Origin of the sequence: Pseudomonas fluorescens, assembly GCF_902497775.2 — a bacterium.
GTDB lineage: Bacteria > Pseudomonadota > Gammaproteobacteria > Pseudomonadales > Pseudomonadaceae > Aquipseudomonas > Aquipseudomonas putida_F.
Map to the genome: position 1 here is coordinate 3,212,245 of NZ_OZ024668.1, position 25,891 is coordinate 3,238,135.

The 25,891-nt window shown below is 51.8% G+C and carries 22 protein-coding genes and 1 pseudogene; 16 read left to right on the top strand and 7 right to left on the bottom strand.

Going from position 1 to position 25,891, the window contains the following annotated elements:
- The first annotated feature begins 390 nt into the window (after window positions 1-390).
- The 5 genes from F8N82_RS14760 to F8N82_RS14780 all read left to right on the top strand — a co-directional run bounded on the left by F8N82_RS14760 (window position 391) and on the right by F8N82_RS14780 (window position 7,449).
- Complete coding sequence (locus F8N82_RS14760) at window positions 391-1,836, top strand: site-specific integrase (protein WP_150777060.1); 1,446 nt, start codon at window positions 391-393, stop codon at window positions 1,834-1,836.
- Window positions 1,833-5,216 (top strand): hypothetical protein, encoded by a 3,384-nt coding sequence (locus tag F8N82_RS14765; protein WP_338918756.1) that lies wholly within the window; start codon window positions 1,833-1,835, stop codon window positions 5,214-5,216. Before F8N82_RS14760 ends, F8N82_RS14765 begins: the two co-directional genes overlap by 4 nt.
- 17 nt (window positions 5,217-5,233) lie before the next feature.
- Window positions 5,234-5,926 carry a hypothetical protein gene (locus F8N82_RS14770; RefSeq protein ID WP_338918757.1) on the top strand — a complete coding sequence of 231 codons (693 nt, stop codon included), beginning with the start codon at window positions 5,234-5,236 and terminating at the stop codon, window positions 5,924-5,926.
- A 149-nt stretch (window positions 5,927-6,075) separates the two neighbouring features.
- Window positions 6,076-6,450: a hypothetical protein gene (locus tag F8N82_RS14775; protein ID WP_224793857.1), complete on the top strand. Its 375-nt coding sequence runs from the start codon at window positions 6,076-6,078 to the stop codon at window positions 6,448-6,450.
- Window positions 6,451-6,690: 240 nt separating this feature from the next.
- A complete protein-coding gene (locus tag F8N82_RS14780; RefSeq protein WP_150777056.1) occupies window positions 6,691-7,449 on the top strand; it encodes a hypothetical protein in 759 nt (252 codons plus the stop codon).
- Between the two features lie 601 nt (window positions 7,450-8,050).
- Here F8N82_RS14780 and F8N82_RS14785 read toward each other — a convergent pair.
- The gene (locus F8N82_RS14785; RefSeq protein WP_150777055.1) at window positions 8,051-10,204 is read right to left on the bottom strand and encodes an AAA family ATPase; all 2,154 of its coding nucleotides are present in this window, start codon (window positions 10,202-10,204) and stop codon (window positions 8,051-8,053) included.
- Window positions 10,205-10,391: 187 nt separating this feature from the next.
- Here F8N82_RS14785 and F8N82_RS14790 point away from each other — a divergent pair, with 187 nt between their 5' ends.
- On the top strand, window positions 10,392-11,792 hold the full coding sequence (locus tag F8N82_RS14790; RefSeq protein ID WP_150777054.1) for a hypothetical protein: 1,401 nt from the start codon (window positions 10,392-10,394) through the stop codon (window positions 11,790-11,792).
- 200 nt (window positions 11,793-11,992) lie between these two features.
- Here the strand turns inward: F8N82_RS14790 and F8N82_RS14795 are convergent.
- The 3 genes and pseudogenes from F8N82_RS14795 to F8N82_RS14810 all read right to left on the bottom strand — a co-directional run.
- Window positions 11,993-12,103: pseudogene (locus F8N82_RS14795) on the bottom strand (heme-binding protein); the annotation flags it as partial.
- Between the two features lie 202 nt (window positions 12,104-12,305).
- Window positions 12,306-12,674, bottom strand: coding sequence for a histone-like nucleoid-structuring protein, MvaT/MvaU family (locus F8N82_RS14800; protein WP_150777053.1), 369 nt, complete (start codon window positions 12,672-12,674; stop codon window positions 12,306-12,308).
- Window positions 12,675-13,631: 957 nt separating this feature from the next.
- Entirely contained in the window at window positions 13,632-14,360 is a 729-nt protein-coding gene (locus tag F8N82_RS14810) for a hypothetical protein (protein ID WP_150777052.1), read from the bottom strand.
- 217 nt (window positions 14,361-14,577) lie between these two features.
- On the opposite strand from F8N82_RS14810, the gene F8N82_RS27620 reads away from it, so the two are divergent.
- From F8N82_RS27620 to F8N82_RS14840, 7 genes are all read left to right on the top strand, one after another.
- Window positions 14,578-14,781, top strand: a complete 204-nt coding sequence (locus tag F8N82_RS27620) for a patatin-like phospholipase family protein (RefSeq protein ID WP_425328536.1) — start codon at window positions 14,578-14,580, stop codon at window positions 14,779-14,781.
- Window positions 14,782-15,062: 281 nt separating this feature from the next.
- Entirely contained in the window at window positions 15,063-15,269 is a 207-nt protein-coding gene (locus F8N82_RS27625; RefSeq protein ID WP_425328537.1) for a hypothetical protein, read from the top strand.
- 356 nt (window positions 15,270-15,625) lie between these two features.
- The gene (locus tag F8N82_RS14820; protein WP_150777051.1) at window positions 15,626-16,378 is read left to right on the top strand and encodes an alpha/beta hydrolase family protein; all 753 of its coding nucleotides are present in this window, start codon (window positions 15,626-15,628) and stop codon (window positions 16,376-16,378) included.
- Window positions 16,379-17,100: 722 nt separating this feature from the next.
- Entirely contained in the window at window positions 17,101-17,433 is a 333-nt protein-coding gene (locus F8N82_RS14825; protein ID WP_150777050.1) for a carboxymuconolactone decarboxylase family protein, read from the top strand.
- A 95-nt stretch (window positions 17,434-17,528) separates the two neighbouring features.
- Window positions 17,529-18,224: a DsbA family oxidoreductase gene (locus tag F8N82_RS14830; protein WP_150777049.1), complete on the top strand. Its 696-nt coding sequence runs from the start codon at window positions 17,529-17,531 to the stop codon at window positions 18,222-18,224.
- A gap of 57 nt (window positions 18,225-18,281) precedes the next feature.
- Complete coding sequence (locus F8N82_RS14835) at window positions 18,282-18,830, top strand: OsmC family protein (RefSeq protein ID WP_100782322.1); 549 nt, start codon at window positions 18,282-18,284, stop codon at window positions 18,828-18,830.
- A gap of 89 nt (window positions 18,831-18,919) precedes the next feature.
- Window positions 18,920-19,255 carry a thioredoxin family protein gene (locus tag F8N82_RS14840; RefSeq protein ID WP_100782323.1) on the top strand — a complete coding sequence of 112 codons (336 nt, stop codon included), beginning with the start codon at window positions 18,920-18,922 and terminating at the stop codon, window positions 19,253-19,255.
- A 138-nt stretch (window positions 19,256-19,393) separates the two neighbouring features.
- Here F8N82_RS14840 and F8N82_RS14845 read toward each other — a convergent pair.
- A protein-coding gene (locus F8N82_RS14845; RefSeq protein WP_338918759.1) for an IS3 family transposase occupies window positions 19,394-20,556 on the bottom strand; the annotation gives its coding sequence in 2 pieces (ribosomal slippage) (window positions 19,394-20,301 and window positions 20,301-20,556; 1,164 coding nt in all).
- Between F8N82_RS14845 and F8N82_RS14850 the strand changes: the two genes are divergently transcribed.
- Complete coding sequence (locus tag F8N82_RS14850; protein ID WP_224793871.1) at window positions 20,476-20,964, top strand: DUF3224 domain-containing protein; 489 nt, start codon at window positions 20,476-20,478, stop codon at window positions 20,962-20,964. The genes F8N82_RS14845 and F8N82_RS14850 overlap by 81 nt on opposite strands.
- 250 nt (window positions 20,965-21,214) lie before the next feature.
- Here the strand turns inward: F8N82_RS14850 and F8N82_RS14855 are convergent, their stop codons facing one another.
- Both F8N82_RS14855 and F8N82_RS14860 read right to left on the bottom strand, forming a co-directional pair.
- Window positions 21,215-21,415: a YbdD/YjiX family protein gene (locus tag F8N82_RS14855; RefSeq protein ID WP_150777081.1), complete on the bottom strand. Its 201-nt coding sequence runs from the start codon at window positions 21,413-21,415 to the stop codon at window positions 21,215-21,217.
- A 14-nt stretch (window positions 21,416-21,429) separates the two neighbouring features.
- Window positions 21,430-23,487 carry a carbon starvation CstA family protein gene (locus F8N82_RS14860; protein ID WP_150777082.1) on the bottom strand — a complete coding sequence of 686 codons (2,058 nt, stop codon included), beginning with the start codon at window positions 23,485-23,487 and terminating at the stop codon, window positions 21,430-21,432.
- 297 nt (window positions 23,488-23,784) lie between these two features.
- On the opposite strand from F8N82_RS14860, the gene F8N82_RS14865 reads away from it, so the two are divergent.
- Window positions 23,785-25,146: a cache domain-containing protein gene (locus tag F8N82_RS14865; RefSeq protein ID WP_150777083.1), complete on the top strand. Its 1,362-nt coding sequence runs from the start codon at window positions 23,785-23,787 to the stop codon at window positions 25,144-25,146.
- Window positions 25,147-25,179: 33 nt separating this feature from the next.
- Window positions 25,180-25,812: a response regulator gene (locus tag F8N82_RS14870; RefSeq protein WP_150777084.1), complete on the top strand. Its 633-nt coding sequence runs from the start codon at window positions 25,180-25,182 to the stop codon at window positions 25,810-25,812.
- Window positions 25,813-25,891: the final 79 nt, after the last annotated feature.

Here is a 25,891-nt window from a genome sequence, read left to right on the forward strand (position 1 = left end):
ATTCTTTTGTTCTTGATTACCTTCGTTTCACCCAATGCTCACGATTCATTGAAGCATTTCGGAAAAAATATTTATTTTTTCAATAGCATTGACAGCGGAAACTCTTGGCGAACCTTGCATAGCTAACGGGCAATTTATGCGCCATACTTGGTAGCGCAGAATAGTCTGGGATCCTCCAGCGGCATGAGATCCAACCCTATAACAAAAGCCAATACCAAGATATTTACCGCCCAAAAAATAAATAACGGCGTTATATAGCGCCATATAACACCGAACTCCCCAACCCTTGATTTAACTTAAAAGGTTAAGAAAGCATGCATTCGTACGCAGTTGCATGCTTCAAGTCATACATGTAACCATTTGTTCATCCCAGCAGTATCGGAACTTGAGATGAACCCTATCGCACTAACTGGCGGAGCAGCCTCATTTGCTCCACCCATCCTGATCCCCATTACCAAGAATGATAAGAAAATTTTTACGCTGGTCTCACACGACAAGCTGATGGATGATTTCTTTGAAAGCTGGTGCTACACACTTAGCCGTAAGAGAAAATTCAAAACAATTAAAGCCTATGCTCGATACAACAGAGTCTTCTTGGAACTGCTGCAATTTGTTGCACACTTGCATGGCGAATTAACACCTCTACTTCTCAGTCAGACAATCGAAAACTACGAAAGCTATTTAGTATTCGGTACTTCTAGCGAAAATCCAGCTATTGCGCAAGCCGCACAAATATTGGGCAATCGAAACCTTTCGGGGAGCTCAGTAGGTGTTGCCATCGCTGCGCTCAACAGCTTTGTCGATGCAAGCGAACGGTTGCGCCTAGGCATGCTGGAGATGGAAGCAAACGGGTACATCTCGTCTCAGCAGTTGTCTGGATTCTCTTTGGCCCAGACCGTCAAAATGGAGACCCCTACGAGCGTACGGGCTGCAATCAAGAAAAATAGCTGGCTGGCCGGATGTTTAGCAGGTGGCGCTCGGCGTGTAAAACGTGTTGGCCTATCCGCTATTTCAAAACCATCAACGCTAGCCCATACCGACTTATATGGCGGGGACAAACTTGCCTTCCCAATCGATAGGTGCAAAGAACTTATCGAGGCAGCTACTAGCACGCGGGACAAGATGCTATGGAGCTTGTTGGCCGCGTCAGGCGCACGCTTCTCTGAAGCAGTGACGATGCTCAATGAAGACGTAAAGATTGACATTGATCCCGCTTTCAATCGAGTGCTAATCGTCGACCCTACCGAACGACATAACGTGCTCATCAAATATATTTCATCGGCAGAAATCAACGCGTTGCCGCACAAGGGCAGAACCCATCCGCAGACCTTTTTGATCGAACCCTTTGCTTCAATGTTTTGGATTGCATTGGAGGAGTATAAAACCGAGCTGCGTGCTCAACGCCTCATGGCTCCCGTAAGGCATGACTTCCTGGTTAGAAGTCTTGTGGATGGAGAGCCAATGCACAACAGCTATCAAGCGCTGTACGAACGTTTTCACAAAGCTGCTCTAAAGCTAACGCAGCGCTCATATGGGTTTCATTCCCTACGACACATGTATGGGTATTACCTGGTCAATCATTGCCCTAATCCAAATCCACATAGCCAAAGGAAGTATGGCCTTGAGCTGAGTTTGGTTCAGCAGCTCATGGGGCACGCGTTGATCAAAACTACCAAGCGGTACGCACGCCAAGATGTACACCTGCTCCAGGCAGAGATAGCAGCATCAAACTTCGCTCGGTTATCCGGGGGGCCTAAGACCGTCCTTGAAGCGCGGATTGAATATCACCAGCAAGAAATCAAACAACTTCAGCAACTCGCCCTGGAGGCCGCATGATCAATCCATCTCACGTCAATCCTATTTGGTTGATTAAGAACAAGGAAACTGGCCCGGCTTTCGATATGGCCATGATCGATGTAAGGCATCGCTATTGGAATCACTACTACCATGTAGACGGCGGACGACAACGTGATGTACTGCTGGCTCTGAACGATCTCGGCCCCCGTCCGTTCTTCGCGATGCCGCGCGCTCAGGTGGAACAGCTGCTTACGTGTTGTTTTGCCGGGAACAACCAGAAGGAGGAAATCGTCAAGGCTGTCATTCCAGAATTTCCAACGGCCAGGGTAGCGCCGCTTATCTCGTTTTTTAAATTCGCTTTCCTTCGCCTCTGGATGGAAAAGAAAGTAATACTGCCGCTTGGTTGGAGCAGTCCCATCAATAATGACGTTATTTTGGATGAAATTATCCAGGAGCATACTAAGAACTGCCCTCTCCTTGTCAAAATCAGGGCCATCAACCCCGTTTCATCTCTTGGTTACGAAGGGGGAATGACCAAAAAGAACCGTGAACTGAGAGCTACGGGATGGCTGCGGCTGTTGCTTGCGTCAAATCTACATGATGCTGAAAACTTCACAGCTGAAGTCGCTCGTGATCTGAAGTTACGAAGCTTTGGGTGCAAATCTGAGCTCGCTAGATTTTACACGGACGATTTCTCCCTGTTTCTCGCCAACGCATCTAACAACCCTTGGATGCGCGATGCCGTCAACCGCATCCTCGCTGAAAGCCGCGAGCAAGCGAAGCAGGCTCGTAAGCTGACACACGAATCTGTTCAGCTAAAAAAAGCCAATAAGCAACATTTGCAGATGGTTGAGAAAACCCGTTTTTACTTAGAGGGCACCGACCACAGCATCGAGCGCTTTGCGACTATTTTCTCTGATGCCAGGGATCTCAGTCGTGCGTTCAGGATGGACAACTCCCCTACGCTACCCGGCGGGCTAGAACTGCTTCCGAAAAAAGTGATTAAATTTTGTCAAATGCTCAACACTACCTACTTGGCGTTTCTCAAGTCCAGAAGGTTAGAGAGCCAAAAAAATCATCGAACGTCGCTGTACTATCTGCTCGCCTATTGCGGCCCTTACCTATACCAATTCTTCATGGATCGTGATGGGAACCTGGACTCTTACCCGACTACGTTCAATGATTTTACCTGTGCAATCTATATCACGGCTGACGTAGATCTATTGAAAGAAGTTTGTGGCTTTGAGAAAGATCTTCCGGAGACTCTTCTCACCATGATCAAAATCATTATGGAAATCAACCAAAACACGCCAGACACCCAATACCAGAGAACTTACCCTATTGAAGGCTTCTTCGACTATATTATTTCTCAATCCGCCGCAATCCCTAATGCGGAAAAAGTCAGGAATAGCTTTTCACCGGATTGTTATCCAAAACTTATCAGAAAATGGGGAACGATCAAAAAGCCAATACCGAGAATGTACTTCTCCACCTTCATTAGCATGCTGTACTCATTGGAGTACCTGACCATACACCTTAATGGCATGGCAGACGGCGCTGAGCCTGGGATAGTCGAGGGAGAGCTGAAGTACCCCACTCTTAGCGAACTTGTCCACGGCTCAGATTGGGCAGGGCTATGGGGGACGGCTGCCATGAGTTGCGCAGGCGTCGACTTCAAAGCTCTGAACTTTACCCCTATTTTCTATCACAATGGGAAACCTCGTCCTTTTACATACATTCCAAAGTTCTATCGCATTTCCGACATGCACATTAATGGCACCGTACAGCCGCGCATCATTATGAATGATGTTCGCTCAACGTTATTGATGTGTGAAACAGGCATTCGCCAACATCATTTGTTGTGGCTAGATGTTGACCGATATGCAAACTACGTGGAGCGTAATACGAGAAGGCCGCTGGCTCCCTTGCTTGTCAGTTCTGACAAAGCTCACGGCGAGTGGACAGCAATCGTGTCACACAGGGTAATTGAGCTGCTGGACAGACAAAATGATTGGTACGGCCGGTGCACCGATCCGAGCTTCAAAAATAGCATCTGGTACAACATGAATAAAAATTCAAAATTCGGAAGACTTCGCCCATTGTTCAGGCTTGCGATTAGCCCTGGTGGCTGGACAAACTATGATCCTTTTCGCCTTCTCCTACTATGCTTGCAACATTTCATCAAATCTGAATTGGGGGACATGCGCTGCCCTGATATCGTTTGGTGCAAACCGCCGATAGGCACCACAGACAAAATTCAGTATATCACTGACAACTCGACAGAGGCTCTTTCATCTATAACTGCTAGCACTCTGACTAGCGATTACACTCCACATGGCCTACGCGCTGGGTTCGTCTCTGAGGCGATCAAGTTCCTTCCTCCAAGCATTGTAGGCCAATGGTTAACAGGGCAGTCTGAGGCGCTCGTGTCGTATTACTCGGTCTTCGATGAGAGCGACCTTGGGATGACTCACCAGCAGATGCTCTGCATGTCCCTCATGAGCAATCAGGACAAGCTCTCTACCGGCGACTTCCCGGAGTTGGCAGAAACAATCTCGAAACTGAACCGGACGATTCAGAAAGATATCGCGGCCGACCCAGTGACTGCCATCAGTAAGCACCGGCTCATGAGTTTGTCGAGTGTCAAGCAGGAATCAGATACGGGTTTGGATCGGATCATCGCCAAAGAAGTTAGTGAACTTGCCTTCAACACCACACATATCTGTCCTTTCAACAACACCTGTCCCAAAGAAGTACTCGACCTGTTTGGCGAACCAAACTGTTGCTCTGCGTGCCCTTTTGCGATTCGTGGCGTAGCACACCTGCCAGCCATCTCGGCCAAGAAGGATAAGTACCGGGAACTGATGGCCGGTACGCTTACACTGATTCAACAATACTTGGCTCGTAAGCCTTCGGCACGTATCAGCACCGAACTGGAACAACTCGAAGCAGAGAACGACCGGTTTGCTCGCGAAGCCTGCTTGCTCGAAGCCATTGAAATCCAGCTCGTCCAAATGTACGAGAAAGGCCTGGAGCAAGAATTTATGGTCAAAGATCGTCAAGAAGTCTTGCGACATTATGAGCGGCTGTCGCTGCCGGAAGAGGCGCGCTTGCTCAAGAGGTTGATCGACGTCCAGAACTTCCCAGATGCATCATCTGACGATCTTAGCATGAAGCTGGCGCACCTACGGCATGTCTTGCTCATGAAGGAAGGAGATCTTTCCAAGATACTGGGTGTTGATCCCGACAAAACCACACCGATTGCCAATAAAGTTGCGGCTCAAATCAGCGGCATGGTTAAGTCTGGAGCCATTAATGAGTATGAGTTGTTTGCTGCGAGCTCTGGCGACCTTGATGCAATTAAGCAATTGATCTCCACACCTAAACAAACGCTTCAGCTCACACACATGGTGGCATAGGAACTCGGGCTTACGAAATGAAGAAAAAACAAAACGATTCGAAGCCTGGGAGAAAGCCCTCCACATTCGATAAATTTGTGGCAGCCAGGTCTGCAGAAATCGAAAAAATTATCAAACAAGCGTTGCGCGTTATAGATGCTACTAAATATGGTAATGTCACAGATTACTGTAAAGCGTTAGCAGGTGTCATTTCGGAGGTGCGGGAGGCAAAATCCGGCGATCCGACAACGCCCTTTTTCAACAAGAAGGTGCGCAGCTTCAGTTACATCACCTTGCTACGGAACGAAAGCTACCGGCGCATGGTGGATATAGCCTTCAATCACGGGCGGGAGACTCTGGAGCAGCCGCAGGCTGTCTCAGAAGATGCATTGTTGCGGATTGCCAGTCTCCAGGCTCAGGTTAATCTGTTGAAGGATAGGCTTAGCGGGATTAGAACAGGAGATAACTCGAACGCTCTAGTTGATGCGAACGCCCAAGAAACCATTAAAAAACTGGCGGCTTACCTAGGTACCACCTTGGCCGTGTACAGCACGATGCGTAAGCATTTTTTGCAGGTGACCAAGGTCGTGTCCTCTCCGACTGAAAAAGAGAAGATTGCAGGGCTGTACAGCAGCGTTGGATTCATTGCCGATCTCGAGGCGCTGCACGAGATCGAGGATGGCCGGAAATTCTTGGAGCAACTGTCGAAATCTTCCCCAGCTATCCAATAGGTTGCCTAGTTGGGCCACCAGCATTTTCTCTCGACTAGGCAGCTTCGACTTACTCTGATTATCCGCCCCTCATTCGCCATCTGAATTGGCGCTGTAGATGCATCTAAACTGAAATACCCCGCTCTTCGATGGTTACAAGGAGGTAGAGCATGCCCCGCTTCGATGTTGACCTATGCCGAGTATCTCCTGAGCACTACATCACCGGGAAAGCAGCCATCAATTTTCCATGGCCAGAGGCGACCACAGGCGGCTGGCATCACCTTTCCTACTGGGACAGGGAAGCTGGCCAGGTCAAGGTTTCGCTCGCGGGAATCCATTACCCCGACACCTCAGCCTATTTTGGGGATTTTGGCGTCATAGACGCTAGCCAGAAGCTTAGGCGACGCGGCTGGGCGATCGATCACGGGATCTACATAGCTGATCATTTTCGTGCCGCAGCAGATATGGTTCTCGCCTGGGCGTTCGGCCAATCGAAGCACTGCAATGTCGAGCTATCCGACTGGTTTCCGGAAGACCAGGATTAATGCTACATCCTCCAATTGCTCACCTCTGCCACCGACAAGATGAGCGACTCGCAGCGTGACCGTATCAATCAGTGGGCTGAGTCGCAGCTACGGCGAATCGACTGATCGACAAACTCTCCGCAGTTTTTAGCTACCGTTACGTAACTGCCAGTGGCACGCTATGGGGGTAACAACGCCTGGGGGCGCAGCATTCTTCTCATCACGCGATATGATGGGATCGTGTTCACCTAGGGCATGCGTATGTCAATCAAAACTGCAACATTGGAATGGCGTTACCAACCAATAGACCTTTTCAAGGAAACCCACACCATCGAGTCACACGGGGCTACCCTTGTGATTCAAGATGGCGTCGCTCGGGCTGAGACCGACACAACGCTCCACCAATCAGACCCCACGTTGACAGACAAGCTCCGTCGGGTGATCTTTGCCCGGCTTGCACCTTATGGCCTCCACAGGAAAGACCCGGTCGTCGTCGAAGATCATCCAATACTTACGGTTACACACGCCGATGGCCGTTCACGTGAAATCTACCTAGAGAGCTTCGCCAGCATCAGGATCACCGATTCCATACAGATCCAGGTCTATCGGGATGGGGTACTCATCCAAGACAGCGCCCAAGAGCTCAGTGATCGCCAACAGGTGGAGTCGGAGCTGCTATCGAAACATGCCGGCGACGACTTGCTCAGCCGGCTGTTGGCGAGCCAAAGCGAATCCAAGCGTGACTCTGGAGACGAGTTCACTCATCTCTACGAAATCCTGGAGGCCCTACAAGCCAGGTTTGGCAAGCTGCCGAAATTGACCGAGGCGCTCGGCATCGAGAAGTCCAAAATTGGTAAGTTTCATGCCGTATGCAATGCCCCTTCCACTGTCAGCCGACATCGCGGGCTGACCAAGGGCCCCTTGCGAGAACCTACCGCTGAGGAATTCAACCATGCTCGCTCTTACGCTTGGGAAATGATCCTCGCTTACGCTCGATGGCTGGGCAAACAATCCTCGTAGCTGTTTCGATTAGGGGCATGTGCAGCGCATTCATGGCCGCACAGTGCAATTGATTACCTTCCCACAGCGGTATGACCAGGCGGGCTTAAAAACCTACTGTCCCGAGTGTATAAAAATCGCCGCTACGATTGGCATCTGACATCCAGGTTCAGGCGGTGCTAGGTGAGTTCAGGGCCCGCTCCGATAGATCATCGGGACGAGTCGATGGCTGCCAGCTCTGGCATCAGGAAGGGGATCAGAGGAAGGGGGTGCAGCTACCACCCAGGTACGTTCAATTACCGGCGCGGAAGGGAGCGCATGTGCATGCACACGGTCTCCCACTGCCCAAACCGGAATCGGTTGTACTGGCGAACCAGGACAACTTTTCCATGATCGGTCATGGCGTATTCTCCATCTGATCTCAGCGGGCCGCTGACAGCCTTTACACGCCACGTGCAAAGCGAGCAGATGAGTGCCAGGCAGGAAGGAGAGTCCTTTGGTGGTAGCTGCAGGCGCAATGCTATCAGTGCATAGCCGGTCTGGGAAGGCTAACTCTTGCATCGGTGATACTTGCACTCTCACCCCAGACCAGTGCAGCTGCGACTCGTTACCTTGGGCGACATCACGCCATCATCTTGTCGAAATGAGCTTCGAATTTCGTTTCGACGAACACGTCCCTGAAACGATCGATAAAGGTAGCTGGATCGATCTCACCGAAGTCTGTGATATTGACCGAATCAGTATGGGACTCGCGGTTGATGTAGCGGAACAACGCCCTGAATTCCGGCTTGTCCTCACTGAGCTTCATCAGCGCCTGCCGCAGCGTAGGTGTCTGATGTACGAAGCTGAAGTAGTACTCCAAAATGTTGCGCATCATGTTCGGCATGACGTTGGGAGACGTCCGCCCCTGCAAGGCGTCTTTGATCGTCTGCCAGAACGCTTGGTAATCATTCTGGATTTCCCGCTCCTCCATCGCCACTACAGAGCTGTACTCGGACTTGGTGATTCGGAACATGGCAAAAGCCTTCTCGCCGTCCTCCTTCAGCAGCTTGACCATCTCATGGAAGAAAAACAGGTTATGGGTCAGGATGATCACCTGCTTGAATCGCTCCTTCGGGATGAGCACTTGGCGCCTGATCAGGGAAGCGATGTCGTAGACATAGTTATGGGAAAGGCTCGATATTGGATCGTCGATCACGATGATCCGGTCACTCTTGAGCTTCCCACTCGTGGTGCCCGTTTCACCATTGCAGACCTCTAGGAAGTAGAGGAATGAGATCAGTGTTTTCTCACCCTCGCTGAGCGTTTTGAACACCCCTTCAGTCTGGCCTGGACGTTCAAGCCGGTACTGGGGTATCGGCCCCTCTTCTTTGATCAGCGTGAAGCCCTTCAGCCCCAACATCCGCAACCAGTACTTGATGTTCTCGACCGCCTGATCGATGTTGGTGATGGAGGCTCTGGACGTGGTGACGATCCCGCGCTGCTCTTGGATACGATCCCTGAGGGCCTGCACCTCATCCTTGGCCACTTGGCGTATGCGGCCTTGCGCTTTGTCGACTTTGTCGAACGTCACGAAAGCGGCGTTGCACGCCCCTCTGTACCAACTCCAGAAACGTTGCTTGATGCTCGCTTCATGCTGCTTGCGGTTTTTGATCCTCGCATTGATCTCGTCGATCTTCAGTTGCTCAGCCGCGATCTCGCCATTCAGTTGGGCCACCAATGGAACGGTTGACTCCAGGGCCATGATCAGGGATGGGCTGGCGATTTTCTCAGCCATGGCTTGCAGGTTCTTTTGAAACGCAGCCTGCAGCTTGGTGACATGCAGTTTGATCGCTTGCACCTGATAATCCGGGGCTTCACACCGACGTAGAAACTGATCGACCGCACTTCGGTAACGGCCTTCGAGTTGGCGCAACACATCCAGGCGCTGCTCATAGGTCTTGTCGAAGACCTTATGGATTTCGGCATAGAAATCTTGCGGCAAGGTTTGCTGGCATAGCGGGCATTTGTCCTGTGCCTCTGCCTGATAACGGAGCGCGTGCTTGACCCAATCCGAATTTCCCAGTTGTTGAATGAACGCAGAAAGGTAGGAATCACCCGACCCTGTGATGACCTCTTGCAGAACCGGATCGTCCTCCAGGTTGTGCGCTTGAAACGCAATCGGCGGGATGCTAGGCAGCTCCTGATCACTGGTCTCTTTTAGCACCGCAGCCTCAGCGAGCAGCCCTTGGGCGGTATCGGTGGAGGCTACGAGCGGGACGTTACGGACGGCGTCCAGTAATCGCTCCTTGGTGTTGAGAGCCTTGAAGCAGTACGCCAATGCCGTGTTGTCGAATTCCCGCTTGGGCTTCCAGACACTGTCCAACAACGTCTCGTAAGCAGCGTCCTGAACCTTCTTGCTATTAACCCCCTTCTCCATCTCAGCATCGTGGGCGATGGTTAGCTCAGCAATGGATGCCTCCGCTGCTGCCAGTGCCTCCTTTGCCTCAATATTTCCCTCGTTGAGCGTAAACACCCCGGGTTGGGAAGTGGCCTCTTGGAAGTTCTTCTCCATGAAGTAATGGTTGTAGACCAGCACCTCCCGACCGACCTTTACCGGATCCACCCCGCACACGCTGTAGCAGGACTCACCAGGAGCCTGGAGGAAGTTGCCAATGGTGGTCTTGCCTGTACCGTTCTGGCCATAAAACAGGCTCACGCGCTTGAGCGGAGCAATGGACACCACAGCATCAGGCGAGTAGCTGGAGACGTTGCGAAGCAGGATTTTTTCGAGCATGGGAGAATCCCTGGCAAATGCAGATCCAGCTCAAAGATAGGCAGAAAACGTCCGATTTCATAGGGCTGCCATGCACTGGGGAAAAACATCCGCGAGGTGTAGTGTCGGTCGGGGAGTTGTCGGGGTTATAGCCAGCATCCAATCTGAGTGGCTATAGTCTCGACCACACAGGATGGGCAATAAATCCATGACCTACGCACTGATAGACAACGCCACCCTCACCGCCGTCCAGCGCGCTACCGGCGCGGTTGCAGTCAAGACTCGAGATACGATCAATGGAGACCTGTGCGCGTTAGAGAATTTCCTGCAAGGAAACCTCTTCTACGACGACCTCCTCTGCATAGACAACTATAAAGCTGATCACAGAGAAAACCGCAAGCAACAATTCCCTTACCTCCGGTTCTTGTCACCTACCGAGTTTGGGCTGGACGGAGTGGACGCGGTTGCTCAAAAGGAAGCAGAGTTGATCCGCCCAGAAATTCGCGGCGGCGAGTTTGTGGACGAAGATTTCAGCGCCCTCCTGGAGCAGCTGAAAATGAACATGGTCTGCACCTGGGATCAAGCCTCCAGCGTCTATTACCTAACCATGAGGATGCTGGGCTACCGTGCTTCTGACGATTACGGCAAGTACAGCGCCCTAAGCGCGGCAATCTTCGCGGAGTTAAGCGATGCAAGTGAAACGCGCGGGCGTTGGTCGAAAGACGTCAAGCTAGTAGGCTCTGATGGCCACGTATTCAGCAAGTCAGAGTTCACTGGAGAGTACTCTGGTTCCTACGGAGGCCCCACCAAGCAGCTGGAGATGTTCGTCGCCTCGCTGAATTGGCTCGCGTACAAATCGATCTATTACACGACTGCAGCCAAGTACTTGAAAGCAGACTCGTTCATCCATCCCATCAGGCATGCCTATCAAGTGCACTGGATGAAGAAAGCCGGCGTCTTCGGCCATGACTTCACCGCCCGCCTTTTGGCAAATCTCTCGGACAAAACCCGTACTAGCATTTCGGAAATCCAGTCGCATGGAGCAACCCAGACCGTAGCTTTGGATCTACCCTTGTTCTCAGCGTGGTTGACTCAATCCGCCGGCAGCGTTTCCGGTGCGATCGAGGCGGCCAGACAGATCCGTAGCGAAGACCATTTCGTGACCATGCGCGAAACCCTAAAGGCCATTCGAGTTGCCTTCGACGAGCAAGGGCTCGCGAGTGGCAACAAGCGCATCACCAAGCTCATGGATGACGTTGACAAGATTTGCGGTGACCTTAAGCGCAGCTACGGTGTCCGCTCTGCCCAAGGCATCCAGGGTAGCTTTCTCATCAAAACGGCAAGCTCTATCACCAGTCTATTCGGGGTTTCGTTACCTGATCGAGATTTCGCCCTCTCGACTCCCGAGTTCATGAAGTCAGAATCGACCAAGGCGTTTACAACGGTCGTCAAGGACATCACCAAGGAACTCACCGCCATGGAGCGTTTGGGCGGGGTGCGGGATCTGATGGCCAGGTCTTTCGAGATTGAAGGTGAAGATTTCGGCGGGCCAAAGGTTCAAGAGCCGAGGTTCCGATGGGTGAAGTCTGGGTGGCAGATGCCTATGTGAAGTAGCGTGACGTGCGCATTCCAGAGGCAAAGCGCAGTTATCCAAGCGCCATTTCAATGTTCAGGCCATCCTTACAAGCGATTCATGACACCAGCAACGATGAACCTCTCGCGGCAGGTGTCGTTTAGGCGCTACCGACGCTGCAGGGACTCAATCCCCTGCGAGCCCACCCAGCACGCCAGCGGAGTTGAGACAGCGATTCATGGTCGTGCGGCGCCCACCGCGATGATTTGATCCGCCTCAACGGTTGCGCGTGAAATACCTACAGCACCGATGACCTTGCCCTGGGCTTGCTGCAAGGCAATCCCACCGCCAAGCGCATGTACAAAAAACCGCCCTTTAGGCTAATGCCAGTCAGTTAAGCCGTTGAGCGAGAGGTTTCTCGCTTGAATCGGTGACGAGGCCCAAGAAAAACGGCGCTCTCCCATCTCGGGGAAGCGCCGTTTTTTCTTAACTGACTGGCATTACCCTTTAGGCGGCTTACTTGACTCGCTTACTGTTACATGGACGAGCTTAGCGGGTGACCCAGCTTTCAACCTCATCAGCACCGTACTGGGCTTTCCATTCCTTCAGCAGCTTGTGATTGCCGCCTTTGGTCTCAATGATCTCGCCGTTGTGCGGGTTCTTATACTGCTTAACCTGGCGCGCACGACGCGGTGCCTTCTCAGCTGCTACAGGGGCAGCCGCACGACGGCTGGCTTGATGATCCAGGATGTTGATGATGTCGCGCAGGCTGTAGCCGTACTCGGCCAGCAAGTCACGCAGTTTGGTCTCAAATTGAATTTCAGCTTGCAGCTCGGAGCTGCCTTTGAGTGCTTCAAGCTCTGCGAGCTGGGCGGCCAGTTGCTGCTCGAGCTGACGGAATTCTGCCAGACGGGACATATTCGATCCTCAAAATTAAGGGAAACAGGCGGAACATTCTAAAGCATCCCGCTAATGATGTCCTTGAATATGACGTTGGTGGTGGATCTTCGTTCGGTTTAACTAGCTTTGAAAATTCTCAAAGCCAAGACATAACTCCTGCCCTTATCAATCATCGGTCTGGAGCGAAAGCATCAAGTGAAGATAGGAGCTTCTCTAGATCCATAATCCTGGACACCTTGATGATGTCGTACTCACCACGACTACTAAGCTTGTATACCTCACGGGCCTTTTTAACACGCTCAAGCAATGGCACGACCACGCCAGAGGCCATCTCCAGAAAGTCATTGATGTCAGCTCTTGTCTGGGGAATTTTGTAGCCTTTGGATGTACTTGTGATGATGACATCAGCATCCCGAAGCTTCGCAATACCACTTGACCGTACCCGCTGCTCCGACAGGTCGCCAAAGCCTCTGTCACCCAGATGGGCCAGAATGTCGGCTGTAGGGATGTAGTCCTTCGTGACGAACTCGCTCTGGAATCTCAGGTAATCCAGGATGCTGACCTGTAGACGTTCATCCTCGTCCGGGTAATGGCCGGCCTGTTGCCGCTGACCGAAAACTGACCCATTAAAGGCTGTTCTGCCGACTGAAAACTGACCCAGGTGTTCAACTGCTTCTGCTCACTTTCCGAGCAAAAGAACACCAGGTGATCAGCATGGAAATGATGGGAAAAATTCGGCGGATGTACTTCCGCGACAAGCTCTCGCTGCATCAGATAGCGAAGCGTACCGGGCTGGCCCTGCCATTTCTTTACGGTGATTGGCGAGCTTTGCCAAGGGCTTGGTCGAGGCAATGCATACGCCGACCGGAATGCCCGTCTGCCGATAAACCTCCTATCGGATTTCGCGACCCCGTCGCCCAAGATCGACTGGTATGATTGTTACACACCTTTAACTAGTCTTCATCTGTCGGGCGACTACGGTAGAGTGGTGCTGCATAAAGGCAGTGACTCATAAGCCAAGTAAATGATCGAAAAAATCACGCCGAAAGTCAGGACTATGCCCTTTTTCGGCTTTGCAAGGATCACAAGGGTTAGGCTGATCAAGTTCAATATAAGTGTAATTGAAATCAAGATCGCTGCCACAGCAAGGTAAGCAGTTGCGGAAATTCCTAATACAACAATCCACGTGCCTAAAATAATAATTGCGTAATCTAGAGCTCCTCCTTCTCGCCCACCCAGTGCTGCCAGTATACTTTGCTTAATTGCAGATAGTGCGCCGAAAAATACTTTGTCCGGGGCACCCTTATCAGAAATCACTCCTCTAGACTGCAAGGAAAATATTACAAAGATAAGAATCAACGAGCCGATTGTTACAGGTGGAGATCGAAGGCCAATGCTAATAAGCGCTCGCACCCGCCATCTGGGGGTTCTCATGTGACCCGGAAGAATCCAGTCGATACTTAACGTGACCAGCCTAACCACCCCTATATACTCCACAAGCCTGGATAGGTTTTGCATTATGAACTGCAATGCTGACTCCAGCATGTGTAATTTATTAAAATAGTCCAGAAGCCCAATAACGAATAGTACATACCCGATTATTTGGAACGCTTTCACAATTCCCCATTTTTCGAGCAGTAATCCGTCGACGCATCCCAGCCCATGCAGAAAATCCATCGCAGCCCTCACTTCCAATGGGTGCATCTAAACTACCTAGAATAGTCCAGCCCAGTCTGATTTTTAGCTATAAAAATCAGACTGTCTGTGTTAGCGGCGAACTAGCTGAGTATTGCTTACGGCCTCAGAAACTTTTGCTCCGGCAGTCATGACTGGCAGAAGCACTCCCATGAGTGAATATCGGAAGTAACGTGGGTCAGTCAGCTACACTGCTTCGATAGGTTGCTGCTCGGAGACCTCGAGAATGGCAAGCAAAAATGCAATCGTATTCGCTGGCGGAGGCAGTCTGGGCGCGGTGCAGATGGGTATGTTGCAAGCCCTGGTCGAGGCTAATGTTCAATTCGACTTTGTGGTAGGCGCTTCTGTAGGCCCATCAACGGTGTCTACTTTGCTGCAAGGCCCAATATTGCAGGTGTCGAAGCGCTGGCAGGCTTCTGGCGCGGGCTGAGTAAGAGTTACATCTTCCCCCTCTCCTGGATCGGTACCTGCAAAGGGTTAATCAACCGACGTGGTTTTCTGTTGCAACCAGCGGCGTTTTACCGATTGCTAGGACAGGCACTGCCCATCCATCGCATTGAGGGCGCGGCGCTCCCGCTCCACCGATTTGCTCAGCGATGCCGAGACCGTTCTATCCAGTGGCGAATTCGAGCAAGCGCTATTGGCCAGCGCGGCCATTCCGCTAGTTTTCCCTGTGTACAAATCTCTGATCGGTATTTGGTGGACGGCGGTTTGGACGCGTTGGCCCTGCATACCGTCAGCGTGATGAACATGCGCCAGCTGGTAAGCGACATCGAGCATTTCCGTGCGCTCACCAGCCATCACATCGTTCCACCCTTGTGCCCCGTGGACGTATCGGTGTTTAACTTCGCGCAGACCGAGCTCTTATTGCAGCGCGCCTATAAGCACCCTTTGGTGGCTGGACGGCGGTGGGCTTGAGCGTACCAAGGTATCAGGTGCCCCTACCCCACCTGGTATCTACGCCGCCGAGCACGCCCATTAGCTTTTCACTTGCCCCAGCTAGCCGAGTACCAGGCCAGAAGAGCTTGTTGGAGGCGCACGTGTAGTTCGAATCTACTCCGTCGGCGGGTGGTGTCGACTTTGGCTTGCTCGCGCGCGCTGAGGATCTAGCCGCCTCGCATGAACTCAGCACGAAAAATCAAGCAGAGCTACCTTCATTGCCAGCAAACCTACTAGATGGTAGGCTTTCGTTGCCTTCACGGTTCGGAGCTCGCATTGCCATGACGCCTTAGCCGAGAACCTTACGCCAGTCAACGCTTCCCACGGAATTCACCATGAGCAAACAGAAGATCACGTTTCCAAACCCCAAAGGTATAAGCCTTTCAGGTCTGTTTGAGGTACCTGAGTCGCCCAGTGCTTACGCATTGTTCGCACACTGTTTCACCTGTGGAAAAGATATTAAAGCAGCTGCGCGAATTGCCAAGGCGCTGGTCGACAATAACATCGCTGTGCTTCGATTTGATTTCACAGGTCTGGGCGGCAGTGACGGTGACTTCTCCAATAGTAATTTTTCTTCCAACGTAGCCGACTTGGTAGCTGCGGCGGAGTATTTACGTAATACATACCAGGCTCCATCCCTTTTGATTGGCCACAGTTTGGGTGGCGCCGCAGTCATCGCAGCGGCTAAGCACATTCCAGAAGCAAAAGGTGTTGTGACAATCGGCGCTCCTGCTGATGCGGCCCATGTTATGAAGCAATTCAAAGGTCAAGTAGAAGCCATCAGAGACATTGGTGAATATAGAGTGACGCTTGCAGGAAGAGAGTTCACTATAAAAAAACAGTTTCTTGATGATATTGAAAGCCACCAGCAGGATAAAAGTATCGCGAACCTCCGGCGCGCACTGCTTATTTTTCACTCCCCTACCGACGATGTTGTATCGATAGAACAAGCTCAAAAAATTTACCAGACAGCTAAACACCCCAAGAGTTTCATTTCGCTGGACTCTGCTGACCACCTACTCACCAACAGCCGAGACGCAGAGTATGTTGCTTCATGCATTACCGCCTGGAGCTCAAGGTATTTATAGCTGTATAAGTATCACCACTGAAAGGGATACCTGTATGCGATACTGCTCAATTTTGGCTCTAAAGAAGGCGAGAGAACAAGGGAAAGTAACTCCCCTTTGCTGCGATAGTGAGTCGGCGCAGCGACAAGAGAAAGAGACTGCCACAAGCAGTTCTTGGTCGATGATGTTCTTAATAATTCTGGTGACATTTTTCGCGTTAGCTTTAATCAATGTTTCCTAATTCCTGCGCCAGCTTGGGTACGAGTATTCGGGGTAACACTGGCGCCCTCCTCTTCAGCGTTCGCCGGTTTCTAATATTGCGCCCATCAACGATGAGCCCAACCTCGAAGCCTAATCGTGAAGCCACCCTACTGGTCTAGCGCTTGGCCCCTAACTCCCCTTCAGACCAATCGCACCGGTCAAAGCGCTTACCTGCAACGTCGGCTCAACTCACATCCGTTGCAGGAGTCGCCTGAGCTACCGACATCGCTGAGAGCACAGATAGCTCAACGTCCAGGGGTGCAGCTAAGCGACTGAAGTGCCTTGAAATCAAAATGTGGAGCCGCGTGCAGGCCTCAGGCACAACCTCGCCGGATGTGTTTTCGCCCGTTGACCGGACGAATCTGCACGTCACAAAAAACAGCATTGCACGATCTACCTACTAGATGGTAGGCTCAATCTGCATTCAAGGAACCACACTCAAATTTTTCATTTCTACGCCTCGGCGTAGCCGCGAGGATCACATGCAAGATTGGAAAAAAGCCCGACAAGACATTAATGCCCACGTTATGCAGCTGGGCTCGCTTTCACCAGAAACCATCAAGGGCGTAATGGCACTGGGCGGGGCCGGCGCGAAAACCAACCACCTTGATGCGAAGACCCGCGAGCTGATTTCTCTTGCAGTGGCAGTAACCACCCGCTGCGACGGCTGCATTGCTTTCCACGTCGCTGAAGCTAAGAAGCTTGGTGTCACGGTTGAGGAGGTCTCGGAAGCCCTCGGCGTAGCAATCAACATGAACGCCGGCGCAGCTCTGGTTTATAGCACCCACGTGCTAGACGCCTTCGACAAAGAATGACCTAAAAGGGCTTTTGCCCTGGCGAGTCGCCATCCTTTCCCAGTCAGCTCCCCCCACTAACACCCGAACTGCTGAACCTCTCAAGGTGATATAAAATGAACGCAGAATCCAAATCAATTACGATCAACGTTTGGTCGGACTTCGTCTGCCCTTGGTGCTGGATTGCAAAACGCCGCTTCGAGATGGCCCTCGCCGATTTCGAACATAAAGACTTGGTTCAAGTGAACTACAAGGCGTTTCGTCTCGCGGCGGGTCAAAAAGCTGCACCGATCAAACAGGTTCTTGTACAGAAGTTTGGCAACGAGCAGTCTGCCAACGGGATGATCCAAGCTGTCGTTGCGAACGCCAGAGAAGTAGGCCTCGTTTACAACTTTGACACGATGCTATTTGGAGACACTACGAAGGCACACGCTCTCGTAAAAGCAGTCGACGATAGCTACACAAAAATGGTTCTCAGCGAACGCCTATATGAGGCCAGCACCACCGACGGTCGCTCTATCTTCGAAGAGAGCTCATTAGCGGAAATTGCGGCAGAAGTAGGTATTTCGGCAAGCTTCGTCCAGCGCGCCTGGAATGATGAAGCGCTGCCTAGCTTGATCGCCAAAGATGAGAAAGAGGCTCATGAGATCGCGAACGGCGTTCCTCTGTTTGTCTTCAACAACGGTTTCTACATCTCGGGAGCCCAAACCGTTGACGCTTTCAAACAAGCACTGCAGCGCATGCACTTAGACGCTATCGAAGCCGAATCTTTCCAAGGACAGACCTGCGGCCTAAACGGCTGCGACAACTGAGAAAATACGGTCGCAAGTCAACGAACAACCCTAAAACTTGCTGTAGGCAGTCAGTGTATGAGCAACATCGTGAATGGTATCAACGTTACTAATCTAGAGAGCTTCGCTCACGAAGTAGCTTCAGATGATCAAAAAGCTGAAGCCCGCTTCAATGTTCATACTCAATGGATGGGTCAAACGAAGAGCGTTACGCATGTAACCCAGTGTAGCCTTGCCGGTAAGCGGCTGGAGCGAGACTTCAAGATCGTCTCGGACGAGCCTGTTGAGCTGCTTGGTGAAAATACAGCGCCCGGCCCAATGGAGCTGCTGCTTGCTGCCTTAAATGCATGCATGTCGGTCGGCTACGTGACAAGCGCTGCAGCAAAGGGCATCAAAATTAAAAGCCTTGAGATTGAAACGGACACTAACCTCGACCTGCGTGGCTTCTTGGGGCTTGATGACACCCTCAACCCTGGTGTCAATGAAATTCACTACACTGTTAGGATTTGCGCAGACGCACCTCAGGAAAAAATCGAGGAACTTCATGCAGACGTAATGAAAACCTCACCGAACTTCCATAATATGGCGAGAGAAATCAAAATATCTCCCCACTTGAAGATCATATAAGATCTGGCAGCATCATAGCTGAAAGGCCACCAAAACTGTATCTGGCGGCCTTGAGCAGCACTCTAAGCACAAGCTGGGAGATATTTTCTATGAGTGAAGTTTATGACTTGGATACTGACAAGCTCTATAGAGAGCTCAGCGTACCCAATAGAATACTTGTGGTCTATTTCTCTGCCCCTTGGTGCGGCCCATGTATTGGAATGAAGCCTATCTTTCAAAAGCTCGCTGACGCCTACTCTCAGCTCGCTTCATTTGTACATGTTGATGTCGCTCAGTCCCCAATGGTTGCGAAAACACTGAATATTCACGGAGTTCCTTCAATCGCAGTATTTAGAGAGGGAAAGCTCTCAAAGCTAATCATGGGCTCAAACTCATACAGTGAGTTGCAGAGAATGCTGGAGAGTGAGCTCAAGTACCTAGGTTGACCGATTTCCCACCTCTGACGCGAAAGGTCAACGGATGCTCATTTAGGAAATCTGACTCTACCCAGTGGAAGACTTCTCTTGAATACACGTTTATCTACACCTCTCACCACCAAACGAGCACACCGCGTTGTGTAGTGGTCAACTAATCCCGGACACTGCGTTAAGTTTCTCCTCGGCCACAGCGGGCGCCAGCCCGCTGTTAAATTGATGCGGCCGTTGCCAGTTGTAGCGCTGCATCAAAAACCGGCCGATATCCTGCTGTGCCAGCGAAGCGCTCATGTAGCCCACGGTCGGTACCCATTCCGTTTTCAAACTGCGAAACAACCGTTCCATCGGCGCGTTGTCGTGGCAGTTTCCACGTCGGCTCATGCTCTGCTTAAAACGATAGCGCCACAGTCGCTGACGGAAGCTTCGGCTGCCGTATTGACTTCCTTGGTCGCTGTGAAACAGCACATTCTGAGGTCGACCACGCTGCTCATAGGCCATGTCCAAGGCCTTGATCACCAGGTCGGCATCGGGCTTCGATGAAAACGCCCAGCCCACCACGCGGCGGGCGAACAGATCAATCACAGCCGCCAAATAGTGCCAGCGACCTTGAGCCCAGACATACGTGATGTCACCACACCAGACCTCATTGGGTGCCGATACGCTGAACTCTCGATCCAGCACGTTCGGAATATCCGGCCGCTCGACCGTCGCCTTTTTGTAGGCATGTGAGCCGGGTTGCTTGCTGATCAGCTTCATTTCGCTCATCAGCTTGCGCACCTTGAAACGCCCGATTTCTATGCCGTCCTCGCGCATCATGAACATGATGCTTCGACTGCCTGCGGCACTGCGGCTTTGGGTGAACAATTCGTTCACACGGCTGCGTAAAACCAGCCGCTCAACGTCGGGAGTTCGACGTTTTCGGCAGTGTGCGTAGTAGCAAGATCGGGTGACTTCAAATACCGAGCACAACAGATCAACAGGCTCCTCAGAACGGAGTTGATCGATTAACGCGAACGCTCGTGTTCCTCGGCCATCAAGAGCGCGGTGGCCTTTTTTAATATAGATTTTTCCCGTTCCAGCCGATTGATCCGAGCTTCCAGCTCCTGGATTTTTTGCTGCTCGGGCGTGAGCGCCTTACTGGTCGGAGTGACACCGCCTCGTTCTTGCTGGAGCTGGTTGACCCAGCGGCGCAGGGCCGACTCAACCAACCCAAGTGATCGAGCTGCTTCGATATGGCTGTAGCCCTGATCGAGCACCAGGCTGGCGGCTTCGCGCTTGAACTCGGGCGTAAAGGTACGGCGTTGCTTGGTCATCAGACACCTCTCTGTGGCGAGCATTCTCGCCTAAATGGGTGTCCGGAATCATTAGACCACTACATACCAGTGTCAATCAGCTCCATGGAAAAGTCCTATACAGGAGCTATCGATGGTATTTCTTCAACAGCCTTTACTGCAGCGTTCGACCAAGCGTCAAGAAGGGGCAGCTACATCGCGATGGAGAGTTTCAAGGGCTCGGTGAATGGGGTGGAAGGATCCTTTAACTTCATTCATTCCGCCTCCACTACCGGAGTTGATCGTGCAGATGAGTTTTTCTGCATAGTCGGAGGCAGTGGTACGGATGGTTTGAAAGGGATTTCAGGGTCAGGAGGGATCACAATTGACATCGATGGAACGCACCATATTTGGTTGAATTACCATCTCGAAAAATTTAACAAGCCGTAAAGGAGAACTCTGGAAGATTTACGCGACAGTCTGGACAACTGGCTTGGCTGAGGCGGCCGGGCGCTGGATAACTGCCATTGCCAAAGCATGGCGCTGCGCTGGGCTGATCCAAGGACTCTTGAAGGTGCTGGTGTCAGCAAATGCCACCATTTGCCTCTCTCATTTTTGCGCGTTTCCTAGACCTAGACGCAAAGCGCCCAATACATAGTATTGGGCGCAATCGACTACGCAGATAAATTCTTCAAGGCACCTAACAGCAACGCGGCTGGCCGTTGCCACCACCATATCGAGCTTCCTGTCGCTCTCGAAAGAAATCCTCATATGACATCATGGGTTTGTCCGGGTGCTTGGTCTGCATGTGCTCGACATAGGTGTCGTAGTCAGGCATGCCAACCATCAGACGCGCTGCCTGACCCAGGTATTTACCGAAGCGACTCAGGTCATTGAACACGTTACTTCCCTCAGTTATGCATCAGGTAGTGCTTGGTAAGGCGCCTCTTTATCAGTCCGTTCCTTGCTACCCCACGCTGCAATCCCCACCTTGAGCGCGTAGAACAAGATGCTAAACATAACAAGCAAGAACAGGGCTGTGAGTGTGGCGTTCGTATAGGCATTGAAGATCACATGCTGCATCTGCGAAATGTCCTTCGCCGGTGCCAAAATCTGACCATTGGCCTGCGCATCACTGTACTTACGGGCCAACGCCAGGAAACCCATAGCAGGATTAGCATCGAACAACTTGATGAATCCTGCAGTCGTGGTGCAAATCAGCAGCCAGATCGCTGGAAGTAGGGTCACCCAAACGTAGCGTTGACGCTTCATTTTGATAAGCACGACGGTACCCAGCATTAAAGCGATACCTGCCAACATCTGGTTGGAGATGCCGAACAGCGGCCAAAGCGTATTGATACCACCCAACGGATCGATCACGCCTTGATAGAGCAGGTAGCCCCACAATGCCACACAGCCAGCGGTGGCAATAAGGTTCGCAGTCCAAGACTCTGTACGGCGCAAGGCAGGAACAAAGGAACCCAACAAATCCTGCAACATGAAGCGCCCTGCCCTGGTGCCAGCATCGACAGCGGTCAAGATGAATAGCGCCTCGAACAAGATTGCAAAGTGGTACCAGAACGCCATGGTGTTCTCACCCGGCAGGACATGGTGCAAAATTTGGGCAATACCTACTGCTAGTGTCGGCGCCCCCCCTGCGCGAGCGAGGATGGTGGTTTCACCGATATCTTTAGCTACCGACTCAAGCTGATCCGGGGAGATGGTGAACCCCCAACTGCTAACCGTCTGCGCTACTGATACTGCATCAGCACCAACGATAGCGGCAGGACTGTTCATGGCGAAGTAAACACCAGGCTCAATTACCGACGCAGCCACCATGGCCATGATCGCTACGAAGGACTCCATCAACATACCGCCGTAGCCGATGTACCGGGCATGACCTTCGCTCGCAAGCAATTTAGGTGTTGTGCCAGAGGCTATCAGCGCGTGGAATCCTGAGACGGCACCACAGGCAATGGTAATAAACAGGAACGGGAACAAGCCCCCTTTCCACACCGGCCCCGTGCCATCGGTGAACTGCGTCAACGCCGGCATTTTGAGCTCGGGCATAGTGACCAGAATTCCGACAGCAAGCGCAACAATAGTGCCGATTTTGAGGAACGTCGACAGGTAGTCACGCGGTGCCAAGATCAGCCATACAGGCAGTACCGCAGCGACGAAGCCGTAGCCGATGAGCATCCAAGTGATTTGAATACCGGTAAAGGTAAAAGCCTTGGCCCAAACTGGATCAGCGGCAATCTGCCCCCCTAACCAGATCGAGCCCAACAGCAGCAATACCCCAATTACCGAGATCTCTCCGATACGCCCGGGACGGATATAGCGCATGTAAACGCCCATAAACATCGCGATCGGAATAGTGGCCATTACGGTGAAGATGCCCCAGGGACTCTCGGCCAGTGCCTTGACCACAATCAGCGCTAATACAGCAAGGATGATGATCATGATAAGGAAGCAGCCGAACAGCGCGATCGTTCCTGGAACTCTTCCCATCTCCTCTCGCACCATGTCCCCCAAAGAGCGACCGTTGCGGCGGGTAGACAGGAATAGCACCATGAAGTCTTGTACCGCGCCGGCAAGCACCACGCCGGCTATCAGCCAAAGCGTTCCAGGCAGGTAGCCCATCTGGGCAGCCAGTACCGGCCCAACCAAAGGCCCCGCACCAGCAATGGCAGCGAAGTGATGCCCGAAGAGCACGTGCTTGTTGGTCGGCACATAATCCAGGCCGTCGTTGTTGACTACGGCGGGAGTGGCTCGACGAGGGTCTAGCTGCATCACTCTTTCGGCGATGAACAGACTGTAGTATCGGTATGCGACAAGATAGATGGCGACTGCTGCGACTACGATCCAGAGAGCATTGATAGCTTCGCCACGGCGCAAGGCCACGACGCTCAGCGCGAATGCTCCCAGAATAGCCACGGCAAACCAGGCAATGTGTTTAGCCAGATGGGTCATTACGTGTCTCCTGTCGACACCCTACAGGCTGTCGACCGTGATTTTTATATTTGTGTCCGCTGCGCGGCAGCGGCCAATATCCGCGTATGCCCGCTACAAATAAATCCGCAGAACTACGTCCCCACGGCTACGTAGTTTTACTGAGACGCACACCTTCCATAGGATCCCTCAGTCGTTTAAGACCGTTTCAGCTACTCGTTGCGCCAGGCGTTGGCATAAGATGCCAAACCTTCACTGACCTCAGGTCTCATGACTCCAAGACCGCAGATCGATCGTAAGGTCTGGACAGGAGTGGAAATGCTGCTCAAACACAAAATTGTCGCACTGGGGGTCTTACCCCTCCTGTTAGCTATTGCCGCGATTTGCGCGCTTGTGATTTCCCTAAACAACCAGCTGGGCGACCAACAAGCGCAGCTGATCGAAGACAGCATTCTGGTCAGCAAGCGTGCAGAGCTAAAAAACTATGTCGCAATGGCGCAGAGCTTGATTGCCCCCCTATACAACGAGGGCCAGGGTGACGAGCATGCCAAGCAAAAAGTCCTGGACGAACTCAGGAAGCTGAGCTTCGGTATAAATGGTTACTTTTTCGTCTACGACCGCCAAGGCCACAGTCTGATGCATGCCCGGCAGTCAGAGCTGGTAGGCAAAGACCTCATGGATATGAGGGATCCACACGGCCTGCTAGTGATTCAAGCGTTACTAAAAAGTGCCAAGTCTGGCGAGGGCTTTCAACGCTACGCATGGAACAAGCCTTCGTCCGGGCAAGTGACCGATAAGCTCGCCTACGTCGTAATGTTAGAACGATGGGGTTGGATGATCGGAACCGGGATCTACCTTGAGGACGTTGAGCGAGCCACTCAGCAAGCACGTGATGAAGTGGCTCATGGCATCCGCAAGACGATGGTTTCGATTGCTGTCGTTGCCCTAATAGCAGTCTTATTTGTGTTTGCAAGCGGCATGACATTGAACCTAAGTGAGCATCGGCTAGCGGACACCAAGCTTCAGCGCTTAAACCAGCGAATTGTCAGCCTCCAGGAAGAGGAACGTTCGCGCGTTTCTCGCGAGCTTCACGATGGCATCAGCCAGGTTCTCGTATCCATAAAGTACAAACTTGAGCTAGCAGGCTTTCTGCTTGAAAGCGGAGAAACCCGAGGTACAGTTATCTTGAAAGAGGCTACAGAGCGCCTAGGAGAGGCTATTGGGGAGGTTCGGAGCATTTCACACGACCTACGCTCTTCGCTGCTGGACACCCTGGGGCTTCCTGCCGCGATCGGGCAACTCGCTGAGGAATTCGAGCAGCGCAGCGGACTTAGGGTGACGTTCGAGACCAATGAGTTTGAATGCCTCTTGGACGAAGGGGTACCCGTCTCGCTTTTTCGAATCGTTCAGGAAGGGTTATCCAATATCGAGCGACACGCTCAAGCCCAAAACGTATCCATCACTCTGTTTGGATCAGAGCAATCTGTTCGGTTGAGGATCATCGACGATGGGATCGGCTTTAACGTCAATAAAGTTGAGCGTCGCCATGCTGGGATCGGGCTCAGGAACATACGCGAACGCGTCGAGCACTTCGGTGGCCGATTTCATATGGCATCAGCACCTGGCAGGAGTGAACTGGATATCGTGATACCAATGAGTATTCCTTGTACAAAACTCTGACTCACTCTACATCGATAGCAGCAGGCAGCCTCAATGAGCTTATCAACACAAATCCGTTTAGCCTTAGTCGATGATCACTCCCTAGTCCGTGATGGGATCAGGGCCCTGCTATCCGTCATTCCAACTGTGACCGTGGTTGGTGAGGCTGAAAATGGCGCGACTGCTATAGAGATGGTTGAGCACAGCAAACCGGATCTTTTGTTGGTTGACATCAACCTTCCTGACATAAACGGTCTTGACCTCACACGAAAATTACGCGACAGATATCCCTCGCTGAAGGTTCTAGTGCTCAGCATGCATGACAGTAAAGAATACGTAAGCGAATCCCTACGCTCGGGTGCAAGTGGCTACGTGTTAAAAAATGCCCCCTCCCGAGAGATTGTCGCTGCGATTGAAGCCATCGCAAACGGAGGTACCTTCTATAGTGCTGAAATCGCGCAAAAACTCCTTCTTGATGATGGCACTAGCAACGAACTAACACCCCGTGAAAGCCAAGTTTTATATAAAATGGCCCAAGGACTGAACAACAAGGAAATGGCACGTGAACTTAATATCAGCGTTAGGACTGTAGAGACCCACCGCCTAAGCATTCGACGCAAACTCAACATAGACAAACCTGCTGCATTGGTAAAGTATGCAATAGACCATGGAATAATTCCGAGATAGGGCATGTAAACCAGCGGATGACCTTGGGTTTGCGTCCGGCCAGCACACCTTCCTGACTCTTACGCCAAAGACGATGTGT